Below are 17,113 nucleotides of genomic sequence, written 5' to 3'. Positions count from 1 at the left end.
CCATGTCTGTCGCCTCCCTGTATGACGCCTTCGTCCGGGCCACCGCCCAGGGCACGATCAGCGCCACCATTCTGCCGCTGATGGGCAAGCTGACCACGGCGCTGGGGGTGACGGCGTTGCCCCTGACCGATGGCGACCCCGTCCGTCTGTCGGCGGCGGCCCGCCTGACCGGCAAGATCACCTGGGCCGATGGCACGTCGTGGACGCTGACCCTGGTCGGCACGGTCGACGACGACCGGCGCGACGTGCTGGAGATGAGCCTTCTGGCCCGCACCGCCAGTGGCAAGGTGGTGCTGTCGACGCTGGTCCCCGACCTGCCCACCTCGCGCATCCCCTCGCCCGATGTCGGCGGCACGCTGATGCTGGGGCCATCGATCATCGGCGATCTGGGGCCGGAACAGGCCGGCGTGCTGGTGACCGCGGTCGATGACGGCACCGCCGATGTGCCGCCGGTGGTGCTGTCCGGCAATCTGGTGCTGACCGGCACCAAGCTTGCGCCCTATGCAGCGGTGCTGGGTGCCACCCAGTTGAACCTGAACGGCACCATCGATCCGCGCGCCGATGCCGCGATCGCCGATAAAGTGAAGCTGATCGCGGTTTCGCCCACCGCTTCGACCGACTGGCCGAAGATGGGGGTGGAACAGGTCTCCCTGTCCCTGACCACCGATTATACCGATGTCTACAGCCTGGAAGAGCCGCCGGCGCTGATCTCGGCGGTGCTGCTGGTTCTGGTGCTGACGGTGAACACCGGCCGGCCGCATGACGTGGTGGTGACGGTGCCCCTGCTTCAGTCGGACACGCTGTGGGACATCGACGGCAATATCGATCCGCCGCTGACCCTGTCGGACGGCATCATCGCGCTGTTGCAGCTTTTTCCCGGCACCACGCCCGACACCTTCAGCCTGCCGGCCGGTGTGGCGGCACTCGACGCCTTCGGATTGTCTAATCTGCGCTTCGGCATCGAGACCACCGGCGGCGACCTGCCGTTGCCGACCGGCATTTCCTATACCGGCGCCACCATCGTCTCGACCACGCCCTGGGATCTGCCGATTCCGTTCATCCGCATCGAGGAGGTCGGCGCAAGCTGGCTGGTGCTGTGGGGCACGCCCGCCAGCCGCTGGAGCGGCAGCCTGTTCGGCACCATGCGCTTCGGCTCCAAGACCGGCGACGGCGAGGTGCCGCCCGGCCAGGAGGTCACCGATAATTCGGGCGACCCGGTCTATCTGGATGTCGTGGTCGGCCTGCCCGATCTGACGGTCGAGGCGACCACGCGCGGTGCCATCGAGCTGGACCTTGCGGCGGCGATGTCGGTGTTCTTCCCCGGCACGCAGCCATCGGTCAGCGCCTCGCTGATCATCGACCGGATCACCATGGGCGCGTCGCTGCCCGCCAAGACCTATGGTGCGACGCTGGTCGCCCATGGCGATTGGGAAATCCCGATCGGCGACGTCACCTTCACGCTCGACAACGTCACCTTCGAGGTGACGGTCAGCCCGTCGAAGATCTGGGGTGGCCTTGCCGGCATGGCCGGGGTCTATGTCGGCGGCGAGCAGATGACCATCCTGTCGGCCGGCGCCTATTATCCGGGCGATGGCAGTTGGACCTTCCAGGGCGGGCTGGCGGTCGGCACACTGAACCTGACCGAATTCGTCTATGCCTTCCTGGGCCAGACCGCGCCCGACTGGCTGCCCGATCTGGAACTCACCCGGCTGTGGGCCAGCTATTCCACGTCCGCCGGCAACCCCTATGCGGTATCGGCGGCGGTGGCGGTGCGCTGGGATCCCGACATCCTGGGCGTGAAGCTGGCGCTGGTGGCCGAAGCCGACATCAAGCGGCGGCCAAAGGCGACCGGACCCACCATGCAGGCCGCGCGCGATGTGCTGCGCCTCGACGGCCTGGCAATCAACCGGCCACGCCTGCACAGCATCGTCATCACCGATGCGGCGCCGGGTGATGCGCCGGTGATGATCTATGAGGGCGCGGTCAAGGGCTCGTTCGAGCTGAACAACCTGATCGTCACCGTCGGGCTGTCGTTCCTGTCGGACGAGATGACCTGGCTGTTCCGCCTGCAACTCGACAAGTTCACCCTGGAGGCCCGCACCTCGTGGACCGGCACCGGCGACAAGCGCCATCAGGTGCTGACGGTCGAGATGCAGGGCGTCACGCTGGGCGCGATGATCGAAAGCTTCGCGGCCCTTGCCAATCCCAACGCCAATTATCGCCTGGAATCACCCTGGACCTTCCTGAACAGCATCAATCTCGGCCATTTCACCCTGGTCATCGACCCGACCGAACAATCGGTGACGCTGAACTATACGGTCAATCTGAAGCTCGGTTTCATCACCATCAAGACGGTCGGCATCCGCTATGACCGATCGACGGGCGAGCCGCAGGTCAATATCGAGATCACCGGCAATTTCCTCGGCAAGGATTATGGCCGCGAGCCGGGCATGTCGCCGCTGGGCTGGGATGCGCTGAACGACAGCCCGCCTGCGGTGCCGGGGGCCGGCAATTCGCTGATCGACCTGCGCTATATGGGCTTCGGTCAGCATGTGACCCTGGACGGCCTGACCCGGCCGGACTCGCTCGCCGACATCATCGAGCTGATGCGCCAGCAACTGACGCCGATGGACGACCCGTTCCGCAACCCGCTGGACCAGCCCAGCGGCAACAAGCTGCATTTCGACGAGAACAGCCAGTGGCTGATCGGGCTCGATATCACGCTGATGGGCACCGTCACCGTCAAGCTGGTGATGAACGATCCCAATCTCTATGGCGTGCTGATCGCGCTGGCCGGCCCCGAAGCCGGCGGCCTTTCGGGCTTCAGCTTCGAACTGCTCTATAAGAAGGTCACCGACGATATCGGCGTGTTCCATGCCCGGCTGCAGGTGCCGGACATGTTCCGCCAGCTCGATTTCGGCGTGGTCGCGATCACGCTGGGCATCATCACCGTCGATGTCTTCACAAACGGCAATTTCAAGGTCGATCTGGGCTTCCCCCATGCCCGCGATTTCTCGGTCAGCTTCGGCCTGCAATACGGGCCGTTCCTGGGCAAGGGCGGCATCTATTTCGGCCTGCTGAACGGCGCCACATCCACCCGCGTGCCCGCCATCACCAACGGCACCTTCTCGCCGGTGCTGGAACTGGGTATCGGGCTTGCGGTCGGCATCGGGCGCGAGTTCAACAAGGGGCCGCTGAAGGCCGGCCTGTATCTTCAGGTCGAGGTGGTGTTCGAAGGCGTGCTCGCCTGGTTCCACCCCAACGACGCCGCCGCCTCGAAGGCGATGTATTTCTGGGCGCAGGGCACAGCCGCCCTGGTCGGCAAGGTTTATGGCAAGGTCGATTTCAAGGTCATCTCGATCGATGTCAGCTTCGAAGCCTATGCCGCCGCAACCTTGACCATGGCCGCCTATAAACCGACGCTGATCAACATGAGCGTGGGGGTGCGGGTCAAGGCCTCGATCAAGATCGTGTTCGTCAAGATCTCGTTCTCGTTCTCGACCAGCCTGGACGTGTCGTTCACCATCGGCTCGGCCTCGACCACGCCCTGGGTGCTGTCGGCCGACCAGTCGGGCCGCAATCTGAATGCGGCGAGCGGCGCCGGCGGCGCGGCGCTGGGCCGGAATGCCGGGCTGTACGACGCCCTGGGCATCACGCCGCTGGGCAATGCCTCGCGCAGTGTCGGCGCGCGCTATCGCCGCCGCCCGGCCGACATGACCCGGATCACCCGCACCCTGACCCGCGCCCGGCTGGCGGCCGCGCATCGCGCCGCAGGTGGCGCCGTCCGCCCCGACCACCAATCGCTGACCGACCACCATCCGCTGACCGCACAGATGTCGATGCTGGCCGACGACAACGGCATCACCCTTGCCGCCGACCCCTGCGCCGACGGCAGCTATCGGCTGAACTTCTCGGCCGATGCCAAGGTCTATCCCGACGGCGCGATCGAGCGCCTGGACGTGCGGTTGGTGCCGGGCTTCACAATCGCCGATCTGCCGGTCAACTGGCCCTCGGCCGATCCGGTCACGGGCGACGCCGATCCGGCCTATAAGGTCGTGCTGATGCTGTCGATCGACGGGCCGCAGCCGGTCGAGGTTGAAACCCTGGCGATGGCCCGCACCGGCGCCATCACCGCGACCGCGCGCGCCGCCGAACAACAGGAGACGTCGTTCGCCGTCCTGGCCGAGGGCCTGTTCCGCTGGGCGATTTCGGCCATCGGGCTGGATCCGCAGACCGCCACCCTCACCGCCGGCGATCTGGCGGAACTCGCCGCCCAGATGGATTGCCCGCAGACCTTCGCCGATGGGTTCTCGTTCACCAATCTGAACGGCTTCCTGGCCAACAATGTCGATGTCCGGCTGTCGGGCATCCCCGCCGGCGACGACCCCGACGTCATCGGTGGTGTCAGCTTCCCGATGCCGCCGGTGCTGGGCTGGACCAGCCCCGACCTGCCGCCGCCCGAAAACGACCGCAACTTCGCCAACTGGCAGCCGGTCGACAATGCGTATGCCGCCCGCATCGCCACCTATTTCCGCAAGCTGTCGCCCCAGCCCATGGGCACCGATGGCGGCGATGGCGGCGGCGGGATCGACGACAACGAGCCGCTGTCGTCGGTGATCTTCCGCGAATACATGCTGCTGATCACCAAATCCATGGTCCAGGCGGCGGAGAACCTGTTCGCGCGCTTCCCGGTCGAGATCGACGAGACCTCCACTTTGGCCGGGATTGCCGACGGCTTCCCCACCATCACCGTGCCCTATGTCATGCATCTGGGCGATACGGTCGATCAGGTGGCCGCCACCTATGGCTATGGCACGGCCGAATTGCTGGCGCTGAACCCCGGTCTGGCCGCCACGCTGGATACGGCGGTGCCCGGCCAGATCCTGCCGATCATCCTGGGTGTGACGCCCGAGAGCATCGCCGCCGCCAATCCGGAGCGGTTGCTGACCGCCGCCAAGACCATTCATGCCGCCGCCCTCGACACCCAGATTCTGGATGGCGAGACCGCGGCCGCTCTGTGCGCCCGGGTCGGCGCCGTGGTCGATGACTGGCTGGCGACCATCGCCGCCCTGGACGTGCCCACCATCACCCGCGCCGGCGCGCCGCTGGCCTTGCCGCAGGCGAGCTTCTCCAACCCCACCGCGCTGACCCTGGTGCAGGCAGCGGCGCTGTTCTATGTCCGCGTCAATGCCGGCACGCTGGCGGTTGCGGCGGTGCCCGAAGCCGCCTGGTATGGCGAGGCGATCGTTCAGTTGACCGGCGACACCATCGGCGCCGATGGCAGCCTGCCTGCAACGGTGATGCTGCCCTCGGCCTATGACACGCTGACCGATCCGGTGCGCTGGACCCGGCTTTCCGGCGACACCCTGCCGCTGCTGGCCGCCGCGACCGCCCTGTGGCAGAACCCCACGGCCGATCCGCTGTTCGCCACCTGGCTCACCAGCGTTCAGGCCCTGAACCCCGGCTACACCACCGGTGCGGTGATCATTCCCGCCGCCGACACCGCGCTGCAACCCGACGAGACCCTGCGCGCCCTGGCCGCCCGGCTGCTGATGGTGGCCGACCCGACCGCCGAGCCGGCGGTGCCCGGCGCCGGATTCCGCGGGCTGGTGGCGCCGGCCGATATTCTGGCGCCGCTGGCCGACGTGACCGTGACCAACTGCACGCTGACCACGGCCGACGACCAGACCCTGCGCGATTTCGCCACCACCTATGATCTGGCGATCGAAACCGTCGGCCGCATCGGCGCCGAGATCGCGGGGCTGATCCGGCCGGTTGCCGACAAGCCGCTGATCGTGCCGACGCTGGCGGCGGTGACGCTGGATACGCTGATGCCGGCGCTGACAGCCGACGCGCCGGTGCGCGACGTGGCGGGGCAGGTGTCGCGGTTCATGCTTCATGGCCAGCGCCTGCCGGTGCCGGGCAGTGACGATGACGACACGCTTGGCGGCCTGTACGACCTGGTCGGCCAGCAGGTCACCGGCCCCGCCCCTGATGGCGAACAGCCGCCGGAGACCGTGCGCCTGACCGTCACCATCACCGAAACCGTCGACACGCCCTGGCTGACCCTGGTCGCGACCGAGACCGCGCCCGCCGATGCCGACATGGCGATGCTGACCGCCGGCCGCGCGGATTTCGCCGCCCGCAACCCCGCCGCCGCCGCCGGCCATCTGCGCCCCGGCATGATCCTGGAGGTCGACGACGCCGACGATCTGGTCATCACCGTGACCGAAAAGATGCTGGGGGACGGTTATCCCTCGACCAGTCTGACCCCGGTGCTGTATGCGCCGCCCACCGCGCTGCAATTGTGGCAGGACGTGCCGGTCCGCCACGGCCTGCCGCAGATGGTGATGTGGCAGGTGGCGGCACGGCCCGACCTGCCGGCGCTGGGTGCCGGCAACGGTGCCGCCGCCGTCGGCATGCCGTCGTTCTGGCCGTTCACGTCGAACCTTGCCAGCCTTGCCGCCAGCGTCGACAGCGGCCCGTGGCAACTGTACCGCGCAGACCCGGAACAAGGCCCCGACGCGCCGGCGATCGCGATGGAACGCTTCACCTGGGCGACGCTGGTGGATATCACCATCAACCGCGTGCCCGGCCGGCCGCACACCGTGGAGGTGATCGGCGCCGATACGGCGGGCCGGCAGTTGCTGCTGGAATTGTGGCAGTATCTTGAGGCCAATGCCGCCACCGACGACGCCAGCCTGTTCTTCGGCTTCCAGTTGTCGCCGGCGGCCGGTCTGGCCGGCGGACTGGTGTCGCCCACCATCGACCGCGACGCCACCTCTCTGGTGCGCACCAATCTGTCGACCGAAACCCGGTCGGGCAATGTCAGCAGCGCGCGCAGTCTGGCGCTGGCCGATGGCGACACACCGCCATCGGGGCCGTATTTCGCGCCCTTGTCGAATGCGCTGGGCTTCCTGACCCTGCTTTGGGAAGCGAGCGTGGTCGGCGGCGGCGGCTATTGGCTGGACATGACCGATGCCGACGGCCAGGGCTTCAGCGACGAGATCTGGGGCCCCGATGGCAATGCGGTGTTCACGATCATGGCGGTGCTCGACAGCCAGTCGGGCGCCAGCCCGGCGCGCCGGCTGCACAGCTTCAACACGGCGGCCCTGGTCGCCGACCCGGTCGACACCTCGGCGACCGCCCTGTTCGTGGCCGCCCCCGACGATCGCGATCAGGTGCGGCGCGCGACGGTGGCTCAGGGCAATGTCGGCTTCACCATGGGGCTGACCAACCCGCCCGATACCGGCGACAGCCCCGAACTGACCGCGCGGCGGCTGTATAATCTGGCCGGCTATCATCTGGTCGACACCGCCGTGTTCGAGGCCAGCAATGACGGTCAGCCGGTGAACGGACAGGTCGACGACGGCACCGCGCCGATCGACGCGCTGCGGATGCAGAAGCGCGTCCGTGCCGAGGATGCCACCGACGACAACCAGACCGTGGCCCAGATCATCCCCATCCACCGCTATGCCAAATCGGCGAGCGTGCCGACCATCCCCGGCCTGCCGCCCGCGGCCGGCGATCCCTATGCCGGTATCTCGGCCCCCGGCCGCACGGCGCCGCCCACGGCCACGGTGACGCTGGGCTTCCATGATATCTTCGGCAACAGCACGAGCCCGGCCGCCACGCAAGATGTGGAACCGACCGCAGAAGGAGACGCGTGATGAGCGCCGCGATGACCGTTACGGCCGACGCGGCCATGCCCGGCAGCGTCGACATGACCGTTGGCTACACCGATCCGGTGATCGGCGTGGCCGCCTGGCCGGTGACCACGGCATCCTGGGCGATCCAGCCGCCGGTCGAAGGCCAGAGCGGCGCCGTGCTGGCGATGCGGGTGGCGATGCAGCCCGGCGGGCTGGTGCCGCCACCGGTGGCGGCCGGTGATGCCGCCGCAGCCACCGCCACCGATATCGCCAGCCGCTTCGGCGCGGTGTGGTATCAGGTGATGCAGCCGGATATGCAGGTGGCTTTGTCCACCTCGCTCAACCAGCCGGCCGGCGGCACGCCGGTGACCATGCCGACCACGATCAGCGGCCTGCGCGCCCATGTCTCGGGCTGCTATGCCTTCTCGGCCGCCGCCGCTAGCTTTGCCGCCGCCTTCGCCGACCCGGCGGTGACAGCGACGCTCGCCAATGTGATCGACCATTACGGCCTCGACTGGCAGGCGCTGGGTCTGGCCGCGGGCGAACGCCTGCTGGGCAGCCTGCTGGTGCTGCCGGGCACGGGGCTGCTGGTGCCGTCTTTCGCGGTGTTCCAGGCCGGCGGCACCGTAGCGGCATTGGTGCCGGCGCCGCTGGACCCGGCAGCCGTGCTGGGCGACAACGACAATATCGTGCTGCCGCTGAACCCCGGTTCCGAGCTGGTGGTGCCATCGGCCGAACGGGCACAGCCCGAGGACGGCTTGCCGCTGGCCGATCTGGCCCTGGCCCTGAACATCACGCTCGCCAGCCTGGTTTCCGCCAATGCCGACCGGCCGGGCCTGCTGGCGCCGGGCTTCGTGTTCTCGGCGCAGGGCATCGAGGTCGAGGTGCCGGCGACGGGCGAGCCGGGCGCCGATGCGACCTTCGAAGACATCGCCCTCGCCTTCACCGACAATGGCGTGCCATTCGACGCGGTGATGGCGGCGGGCTCCAGCGCCGCAACCCCGGGCATGTTCCGCAGCGGCGTGACCCTGACCGTCGATCGCCAGATCATCGCCGCCGGCTGGACGCTCGCCACCAACACCACCACCCTCGACGCCGCCACCCTGGCCGGGCTGAACACCGCCACCATCGACCTGTTCCCGGCCGGTGTGCCGCTGTTCCTGAAGGCCGATGCGGTGACCGGGCTCGACACCGCCCCGCTCGGCGCCACCGCCCGCGCCTATGCGATCGAGCCCGGCGACCTGCTGCGCCACAATGCCGGCCTCGCCCCCATGACGCCCGCGGGTGATGGCGGCGCCGGGCTGCCGGTGGCGGGCCTCGCCGCCTGGAGCCTCGATCCGGCGGATCTGCGCATCCCCTATCGCATCCCCGGCGGCCAGACCATGACCGCCATCGCGGCCCTGTTCCTGGCGGCCAGCACAGCCGACGGCATCACGCCCGAACAGGCGCTGACCCAGGCCAACCGCGCCCTGCCCGGCACGGTCGCCGGCGGACGCACGATCACGGTCGCCGGCCAGCCGCTGGCGACCGAGGCCGGCGACAGTTTCGACGACGTCATCGCCCGCGCCGATCCGCCGGTGACGATCATCGATTTCGCCGACGCCATCGCCGATGATCCGCTGGCGCTGGCGGCGGGCGGATTGCTGCTGTGCCCGCCCGCTGTGCTTGACGCGGCCGGGCCGGCAAAGCCCTCTGATCTGGTTGCACGCTATGGCGTCGATGCAACGCTGGTGCTCAGCGCCAATGCCGCGACGCCGGGGGTGATCGCCGCCGGCGTGACCCTGAAGCCCTCGCCGGTCACCGACACGCCGACCATCGTCACGGCCACGGCCGACAGCATGAACGCCATCCTGCGCCGCTTCGCCGCCGCCGGGATCGCGGTCACCATCGGCGATGTGGTGCAGGGCAATCCCGATACCGCCTTCCTGGCGGCCGGCGCGCAACTGCTGCTGCCGCCGGTCGACACGACCCTGACGGCTGCCTTCGGTGAGGGTGGCTGGCAGGTGCCGGGGGTGATCTTTCCACTGCGGAGCTGGGTGACGCTCGCACGCAATGCCGATCTGGTCGACCCCGCCTTTCGTGGCACCGATGACCTCCCCGGCCCGGTGGTGCAGGAGGCGAGCCCGCTGGCCGCCGCCCGCAGCGCCACGCCGGAACGCCAGGAAGACGGCGCCGTCACCCTCGATGTCTTCGCAGCCGCGATCGAGGAGGTGATCGAGGGGCTGAAGCTCGCCACCGGCCGGGTGCTGTCGGCCGAACGCGACCCGTCGCCCACCGATATCTGGGCGGTGTCGTTCATCGATCCGGGCGGCATCACCCAGGTCGACATCGCCCCCACCAGCGAGCTTGAGGGGGTTGAGGGCAAGCAGCCGTTCAGCTTCGCGCTGAGGCCGCTGTCGAACACGCTGGAAGCCGAAAGCGGGGTCGAGATCCGCACCCTCGATCCGACGACCGGCCAGTGGGGCGATACCAGGATCCTGGATTACCAGGGCGTCGACCTTGAGGTCTGGGCACGGGCATGGTTGAGCGGGCTGGATCTGATCTGTACGGCACCCTATGCCGCCCCTGCCTATCGGGTGGCGCCGGCGGCGCTGGAACAACTGCTGGCGGCCAAGAAGCTACTGGCCTGTGCCGTCGCCGACGGGCTGTCGCCGGTGCTGGTCGAACAGGAGGAAAATGGCGGCGAGATCGGCGGCGCCGCCTGGACGGCCGCGCGCGAGGTGCTGTATCAGCGGCTGCTGAACCAGCTCGGCCCCGCCTATGACACCACGGCGATCCTTCAGTTCACCGCCACCGTCACGGCACCGACAGAGGCCGCCACCGCCCGGCTGTCGGGCGCCGGCCGGCTGGATCCGCTGGACGAAGGCGCCCGGCAGCAGCGCGCCGCCGCCGGTGACGACCCCGATGCCTGGCGGGTGTCGCAGCTTGGCAATGCCAAGACCTGGCTTGCCGATACCACCAGCGGCACGGTGTCGTTCCCGCTGGATGTGGCCCAGCCGGCGCGGCATCGCGCCGTGGCGCTGGACCCGCGCTATGCCGTGAACGAGATCGAATTCGACATCAGCCCGGTGGTTGCGGGCTATGACAAGTCGAACTGGTTGAGCTTCGTGCGGGTGTTCGACCAGCACCCGCCCGACGCCTTCACCGCCGATCTGGGCGCACCGCTGGTGCCGGTGCCGCTGCGCGCCTATCCGGATCTGCCGGCGCTGGTCTCGCAGCAGGCGTTGACCGCCGACAACCCGACCACGGTCGAGGCCGCGGTGCACTGGTCCTATGTCTTTACCTACACCCATCAGAGCGCCGCGCAGGACCAGATCCATATCGAGCTGGAATTCAACCGCCAGCCGGAAATGGCCCTGCGGTTATCTGCCGACGACGACACGCTGTTCGCGGCGCTGGCCCAGTATGGCTCGGCCAGTGACACGCTGTGGCAGATCCTGGCCGGGCTTCAGGGGCCGGACGCGACCGCGGCCAACACGGTGCTCGCCAACACGCTCGGCACCTATGCCGATCTGGCGACACGGATTTCCGGCCTGTGGTCGGCCTGGTGGGGTGTCGGCAGTTGTGACGAGCTGGTCGCGGCACAGAGCACCATCCGGCCGGCCAATACCGGGCTGGTGCACCCGTCGCGCACCGCCGCCGGCGCCCGGCGTCTGGCGGCACAGATCCGCGCCGCCAATGGCATGGATGCGGCAGCGAATGACGATGCGACGCTCACCGTCGGCGCGCCGCATGAATTCTATCACTATCTGGCGACGCTCGATGCCGGGGTGGTGACGGTTCAGGACGTGGACGTCGATGTCTATCTGAGCCTGACCCTGCAACTGCTCGACGCCGACGGCAGCATCGCCTGGCCCGAGATCACGGTGATCCGCGACGACGGCGTGGCCGTGGCGCTGACCGGCGCCGAGCCCGGCGCCACCAGCCGGGTCTACAGCTTCCCGACCGACGATCCGCTGAAACTGGTGCCGGCCTTCACCCGGCTCGGCTTCCGCTACACCATCGGCGGCCTGCACATCGCCCATTACCAGAACGCCAATGCCGGGGTGTCGGTGATCCGCAATGCGCAATTGCTGGGCACCGGCGGGCCGGATACCTGTTCCGCCTTCATCTATCGCACACCGCAGCTTGGCTTCCCCGAACCGCTGGTGCCGCTGATCACCATCGACAAGCGCCTGGCCATCGGCACCTGGACCACCGACCCCGCCACCAACCCGCTGACGGCGGTGTTCAACGCCATGTTCGACAACGACCCGGCCGGTCGCGAAATCGCGGTGGCCGCGCGTTATGGTTATGCGCTGGTGCCGGGCGCCACGCCGATCGAAACCTTCCTGCCGGTCGCCCTGCACCCGCGCTATACCTATGATCAGGCGACGACGGTTCAGGGCATCATCACCGCCGTGGAAAACTGGGCCAGCGCCGCACAGCCCGTCACCACCGGCGGCCTGTGGGGCTTCGGCATCAGCATGTATTCCAGCACCGACCCGGCGCTCGACCGGCCGCTGCTGGAACTGCAACGGCTGGTCTCGCCGATCGCCTGAGCCGGCATCGAAGACGCCGCACCGCTCCGATCACGGGTCGGGCGCGGTGTGGCGTCTCGACACGTTCGCCATGATTTCAGTGATACGCCGCGCCGGCTCATGTGGCAGGACAGAGCGGCCCATGCGGTGCCAGTCTGCTCGATAAACGAATAACTTAGAGCGATTTTCGTGAACCGGATAACGCGAAAATCGCTCAGTATTGAATCTACGGGCAGATCAAGGTTGCGCCTTCGCGTATGACGACAGAGTCTTCCGGCTCAAAAATGCGGTAGGTGTCGCCCGTCAGTTCGATGTCGAGGCAACCTTTGTGCCGCTGAATAAACACCGTCATCAATTCGATTGGTTCGGCTGACTCTTTGAACGGGACGCGGCGCGTCTGCATATCTGCAAGCTCGTGCGGATCAAATGTGATCCGTTGGCACTGCCTGTCCCAGATCAGATTGCCAACCCAACGAAGCCACGCGGGCTTTCTACAATAAGCTCCCAACGCCGGTCGTATCTGTATGTCAAAAAAGGGCAGGATGCTTGTCTGCCCGTCACTTGCGGAGATGTTGGCTGTTACCGGCGTGTCTGTAACTTTATCGCCGACATAATCGAACACCAAGTACAGCCATCCCACGATCACAGCCACAATTATACTGATGAGCACTTCTTTGGAGACGCCTCTCAAGCGCTCCAACATAGTTTTCGCCTCTCTTTGTGGTTCAGGCGTCATTGCAGCGCCGTGTTGGGCACGAAGAGACTATCGCTTTTGCCTTTTGAGCGGGAATAAAGGAGCAAGGTCGGCGCCGCAGAGCGGATGACATCGCGTTCACCGGGCGGAAAAATCATGCATTGAACTGAGACAATGTCGTTCTCAATGTTCATATAAACCAATGCCTCATTTTCTGACGTAGTTATGGGGTCAGGTGGCCCGTCGGAAAATTTTTCCAAAGCTGAAATACAAAGATCAAGCTGCGGTAAATTCTCTCCAAGCACTTCCGCGACCGTCTTCGAAAGATCATCAACGTCACCGCTCATAGCTGATCGCGCAATAAGCAATCGAAGCGACAACGGAAGACTGTTTCCTGACTGTGCTTGGCTAATTATCTCCGCGATCGGCGGCACGTCTGCGCTTTTTACCGGCCCATCAATGGAAGCACCGCCCACTGCGAACGTGCAACGATCATTATCCGGATCAGAATATGCGCCAACATCGACATCCGGGAATGCGATAGCAACCGCATCGTTTGCGACAGTATTCGGTTCGCATCGGTACTGCGGATTAGCGGCACGGCTAATATTCGGCACCGCCACAATGAGCGCACTCACCAGCAGGCCCTGGAGTAGATATCCCATGGCATTTCTCCACGTGAGTAAGCCATTACATTGCACGGCTGATCAATGGATGGTCAAGGCACATATCGGTAGCGAGAAGCCGCGCCCGTATCGCGGCAAGATTCCGGTCCTTCTGCAATGCCTGCCGCTCAATCCTCCAGAGCGATCTCGACAAGCTGCTCGATATATTCTTCGGCGGTCATGAGCCCTGCAAAGTCGCCTGCGGCGTCCTTGTCGGCGGCAAGTCGGGTGGCCCTTTCGAACGCCTTGCGGCTGATGGTGATGGTGACGTCGATCTCGTCTTCTTCAGGCATGGCTTCGTGCTCCCCTCGTTCATCTCGTGCGGCCGGCGGAGAAAACGCCCATCATGCGTCGTGGTCTCCACGGCCTGCAAGGTGATGGGCTGATCGAGCGCCTCCCCGGAGCCCGGGGGCCGCCCTGAATGGCGCTGGTACTGATGGCCTTGGCACCGATGACTCTGGCACTGTCGGATTTCTTGATTATATTGAAGACAGAAGCCTTGTCTGGAGCCCGTGCCATGTCTCGCACCACAACCATGACCGTCCGGCTCAGCGGCGCGTTGAGCGAGTTCGTCGCGGCGAATGTCGGCGAGGACGGATCGTATGAGAATATCAGCGAATATGTCCGCGACTTGATCCGGCGCGACAAGGAACGGGCGGAAGCGGCCGCTTTCGACCGCCTGAAGGCGGAACTGACCCGCGCCTTCGCCGCAGCGGATGAGAGTTACACGCCGCTCAGCGCCGCCGATGTCATCGCGCGCAACCAGACCGCCGAATGACGGTCCGCATCCAGGAGGCGGCATCCCTCCGGCTCGACGACATATACCGCTATACCCGCAGCCGCTGGGGCAAGGCGCAGGCCGATCAGTATATCACCGGCATGTTCCAGGCCTTCGAGGCGATCGAAAGCCATGGCGTCCGCTCGAAACCGGTTCCGGCCGAATTCGGCGTCGACGGCTATTATGTCCGGTATGAAAAGCACGTCGTGTATTGGCGGCGACTGCGCAACGGCGATATCGGCATCGTCACGATCCTGCATGAACGCATGCACCAGATGGCACGCTTCAGGGATGATGTGCCGGAGTGATCGTGAGCCCGACTGATGGTGGGCTCGATCAGTCCGGCTTATTCTTTCTCTGTCTCTTGCGCTCAAGCCATGAATGGCGGATGTCACCCTTGAAGGCGCCGATGAGCGATGCCCCGAGAACCGCGAGGATGCCGACGACGAGGTTCTCGCCAAGGATCGCCGCAATGCCGATGCTGATCAGAAGCAGGATGACGCCCGCCGTGAGGCGTGGCACAGATCGGCGTGTTACGGCAGACGGCATCGACATAGGCCTGCCAGATGCGTCTGACGCGTGACTGTGCTTCCGCCATGTCAGCCGGTCTCCACACCACGACCACGGAAAATGCGCTCCCCCACCAACACCAGCGCAAGCGCTGTCGGCAGGCCGATCGTCAGGCCGAGCAGGCCGGAGCCGGTGGCGAGGCGGGTGGCGTTGACGCAGGCGATCAGCAGCAGGCCCAGGGCAAAACCCAGCCGGGCGGCGCGACGGGCCGGGTTGCGGCGGGTGATGCGGGCCATGCGGCTGGCGAGCAGCCAGAGGGTCAGGAACCAGAGAAAACTGACGACCATGCCGGCCACAAGGGTTTCCCGTGGATAGGCGGTCTCTCGGGCGAGCGTCGGGCCCTGGATCAACGGCCAGTTGACCAGGGCGGTGGCCCCGGCGGCAAACCCGACCGCCAGGACGATCCGGCCGACACGCCGCCAGAGCGTGCGACGGCCGCGCTCGGCTGGGACAGGCATGGGCATGTGGTCTCCAACGGGGCTGAACGGCACGGAAAGCGGATATCGGCTGCGCCATCCTCAACCTGAAAGGGGATGCGGGCACGATATCCAACCGGTGCCGATCCGGTCAATATGCAAATGAGAATGAATTGCGCTATGTCATCCGCCGGGCCGGATCACCTGTCGAAGGTCCGGCCCGATCCGGCGCATGCCGCGCGCCGGCCCTGTCGGCGCAGATGGATGATCTGGGCGGTCAGGCCGATGACGAGAAGGACGAAGAGGCCGGCTTGTGCCCCCAGAAGAAGCGGCGCAGTCGGGTCGGTCACGATGGGGTGGCCGTCCGGAACCCGGCGCAGGGTTTCACTGACGGTCGGCACCATCAGCAGAAACGCCGTCAGGCTGAGGAAGACGGTCTCCAGATAAGTGCCGGCGCGTCCCAGGCGGGACATACGGCCGACGCCATAGCCGGCGAGCAGCAGCAGGATCGTTGCGGCACCGATGCCATAGCTCACCGGCTGATGCGCGACGAGAAACACCGTTGCCGCACCGATCAGCATCGCCACGAAATAAACCACGCCGGGGCCCGACCGGGGGACGATCCGTCCGTGGCGGGTGAACATGTAGATCGCCATCGGAATGGCGGGCAGGCTGCCAAGCGTATGCACCCAGCCAAGCGGTGAGATTCCGAACATCAGGGTCTCCATTGTGTTGATCATCTGCGTTGATCAGGTGCGGGGCCGGACCGGCCGCAACCGGTCCGGCGGTGTTCGGCTAGGACAAGCGGTCGACACATCCTTCATAGTTTGTCTACCTTCTAGTAGGAAGACAATCAAGCTTCTTGCGCCCGCCACACGACAAGCGGAGAGACCCGCGCCGTTCAGCCGAGCTCACCAAGATGCTGGCGGACCCATCCGGCCTCCTCCGAGGCCGTCCGCCGGAAGTGCCGCTTGAAGTCACGGCTGAACTGGGCGGGGCTGGCATAGCCGACCGCTGCGGCGACCTCGGCAATCGTCCCGTCCCGGCGCGCGATCATCAGCCGCGCCTCGTGCAGCCTGATCGCCTTCACATACTGGATCGGCGTACTGCCCGTCAGCGCCTTGAAATGGACGTGATAGGACGGAACGCTCATGCCCGCCTCGCTTGCCAGAGCGGCGACGGATATTCCGGACGCATAGTTTTCGCGCAGCCGGGCAAGGCTCTGCACGATCCTGCCGGACGGCCCCTGCTGCCGCAGGGCCCGGATCATCGCGCCGCCTTGCGGCCCGACCAGCACCCGATAATGCAGCTCGCGCAGGATGCCGGCACCCAGAACGGCACATTCGACAGGATCGCGCAACGCCCGCAGCAGACGCAGCACGACGGCCTCGATCTCCGGCTCCATCCGGCTCGACACCAGCGCCCGCGCCCTGCCCGCTGCCGGCTCGGCACGCAGCGCGCCCAGTTGCGGCGCGATCTCGGCGGCCAGTCGCATGTCGAACTCGACATAGACCGCGAGCAGCGGGCGCTCGGCACTGGCCATGGATTCCATCCGGAACGGAACCGGCACCGACACCGCCAGATAATGCGCCGCGTCGTAGAGATAGACCTCGCCGTCGAGAAGGCCCCGCTTGCGGCCCTGCAGCACGAACACCGCACCCGGCTTGTAGAGCACCGGGACATCGCGCAGCACCGCCTCGGTCCTGAGTATGCGGACCGTGTCGAGCCCTGTTGCGTTGTAGCCGTGGCTGGGCGCCAGACACCCGGCCAGCCCCACCAGCGCATGGCGCTCCGGCCGCTCATGCGTCGCATTCATAGGAT

Annotated in this window: 11 protein-coding genes; 4 read left to right on the top strand and 7 right to left on the bottom strand. The window is 66.5% G+C overall.

The window, feature by feature from the left end; genetic code table 11:
* The first annotated feature begins 2 nt into the window (after positions 1-2).
* Both WG924_RS06085 and WG924_RS06080 read left to right on the top strand, forming a co-directional pair.
* Entirely contained in the window at positions 3-7,670 is a 7,668-nt protein-coding gene (locus WG924_RS06085; RefSeq protein ID WP_345932113.1) for a tail protein X, read from the top strand.
* Positions 7,670-12,190, top strand: a complete 4,521-nt coding sequence (locus tag WG924_RS06080) for a hypothetical protein (protein WP_345932112.1) — start codon at positions 7,670-7,672, stop codon at positions 12,188-12,190. Before WG924_RS06085 ends, WG924_RS06080 begins: the two co-directional genes overlap by 1 nt.
* Positions 12,191-12,395: 205 nt before the next feature.
* Here WG924_RS06080 and WG924_RS06075 read toward each other — a convergent pair whose 3' ends face one another.
* From WG924_RS06075 to WG924_RS06065, 3 genes are all read right to left on the bottom strand, one after another.
* Entirely contained in the window at positions 12,396-12,872 is a 477-nt protein-coding gene (locus WG924_RS06075; protein WP_345932111.1) for a hypothetical protein, read from the bottom strand.
* A gap of 29 nt (positions 12,873-12,901) precedes the next feature.
* Positions 12,902-13,528, bottom strand: coding sequence for a hypothetical protein (locus tag WG924_RS06070; protein ID WP_345932110.1), 627 nt, complete (start codon positions 13,526-13,528; stop codon positions 12,902-12,904).
* Between the two features lie 128 nt (positions 13,529-13,656).
* Positions 13,657-13,821 (bottom strand): hypothetical protein, encoded by a 165-nt coding sequence (locus tag WG924_RS06065; protein ID WP_345932109.1) that lies wholly within the window; start codon positions 13,819-13,821, stop codon positions 13,657-13,659.
* A 224-nt stretch (positions 13,822-14,045) separates the two neighbouring features.
* Here WG924_RS06065 and WG924_RS06060 point away from each other — a divergent pair, with 224 nt between their 5' ends.
* Both WG924_RS06060 and WG924_RS06055 read left to right on the top strand, forming a co-directional pair.
* The gene (locus WG924_RS06060; protein WP_345932272.1) at positions 14,046-14,306 is read left to right on the top strand and encodes a ribbon-helix-helix domain-containing protein; all 261 of its coding nucleotides are present in this window, start codon (positions 14,046-14,048) and stop codon (positions 14,304-14,306) included.
* Positions 14,303-14,614, top strand: coding sequence for a type II toxin-antitoxin system RelE/ParE family toxin (locus tag WG924_RS06055; protein ID WP_345932108.1), 312 nt, complete (start codon positions 14,303-14,305; stop codon positions 14,612-14,614). Before WG924_RS06060 ends, WG924_RS06055 begins: the two co-directional genes overlap by 4 nt.
* 28 nt (positions 14,615-14,642) lie before the next feature.
* Here WG924_RS06055 and WG924_RS06050 read toward each other — a convergent pair whose 3' ends face one another.
* The 4 genes from WG924_RS06050 to WG924_RS06035 form a co-directional block, all read right to left on the bottom strand.
* Positions 14,643-14,828 (bottom strand): hypothetical protein, encoded by a 186-nt coding sequence (locus WG924_RS06050; protein ID WP_345932107.1) that lies wholly within the window; start codon positions 14,826-14,828, stop codon positions 14,643-14,645.
* Positions 14,829-14,905: 77 nt separating this feature from the next.
* Positions 14,906-15,334, bottom strand: a complete 429-nt coding sequence (locus WG924_RS06045; protein ID WP_345932106.1) for a hypothetical protein — start codon at positions 15,332-15,334, stop codon at positions 14,906-14,908.
* A 158-nt stretch (positions 15,335-15,492) separates the two neighbouring features.
* Positions 15,493-16,008: a hypothetical protein gene (locus WG924_RS06040; protein ID WP_345932105.1), complete on the bottom strand. Its 516-nt coding sequence runs from the start codon at positions 16,006-16,008 to the stop codon at positions 15,493-15,495.
* 185 nt (positions 16,009-16,193) lie between these two features.
* On the bottom strand, positions 16,194-17,108 hold the full coding sequence (locus WG924_RS06035) for an AraC family transcriptional regulator (RefSeq protein WP_345932271.1): 915 nt from the start codon (positions 17,106-17,108) through the stop codon (positions 16,194-16,196).
* Between the last annotated feature and the right edge of the window lie 5 nt (positions 17,109-17,113).

The organism is Tistrella arctica (genome assembly GCF_039630945.1).
Taxonomy (GTDB): domain Bacteria; phylum Pseudomonadota; class Alphaproteobacteria; order Tistrellales; family Tistrellaceae; genus Tistrella; species Tistrella bauzanensis.
Note: the sequence above shows the minus strand (reverse complement) of the source record. Positions and strands in the feature narration are given on the sequence as shown.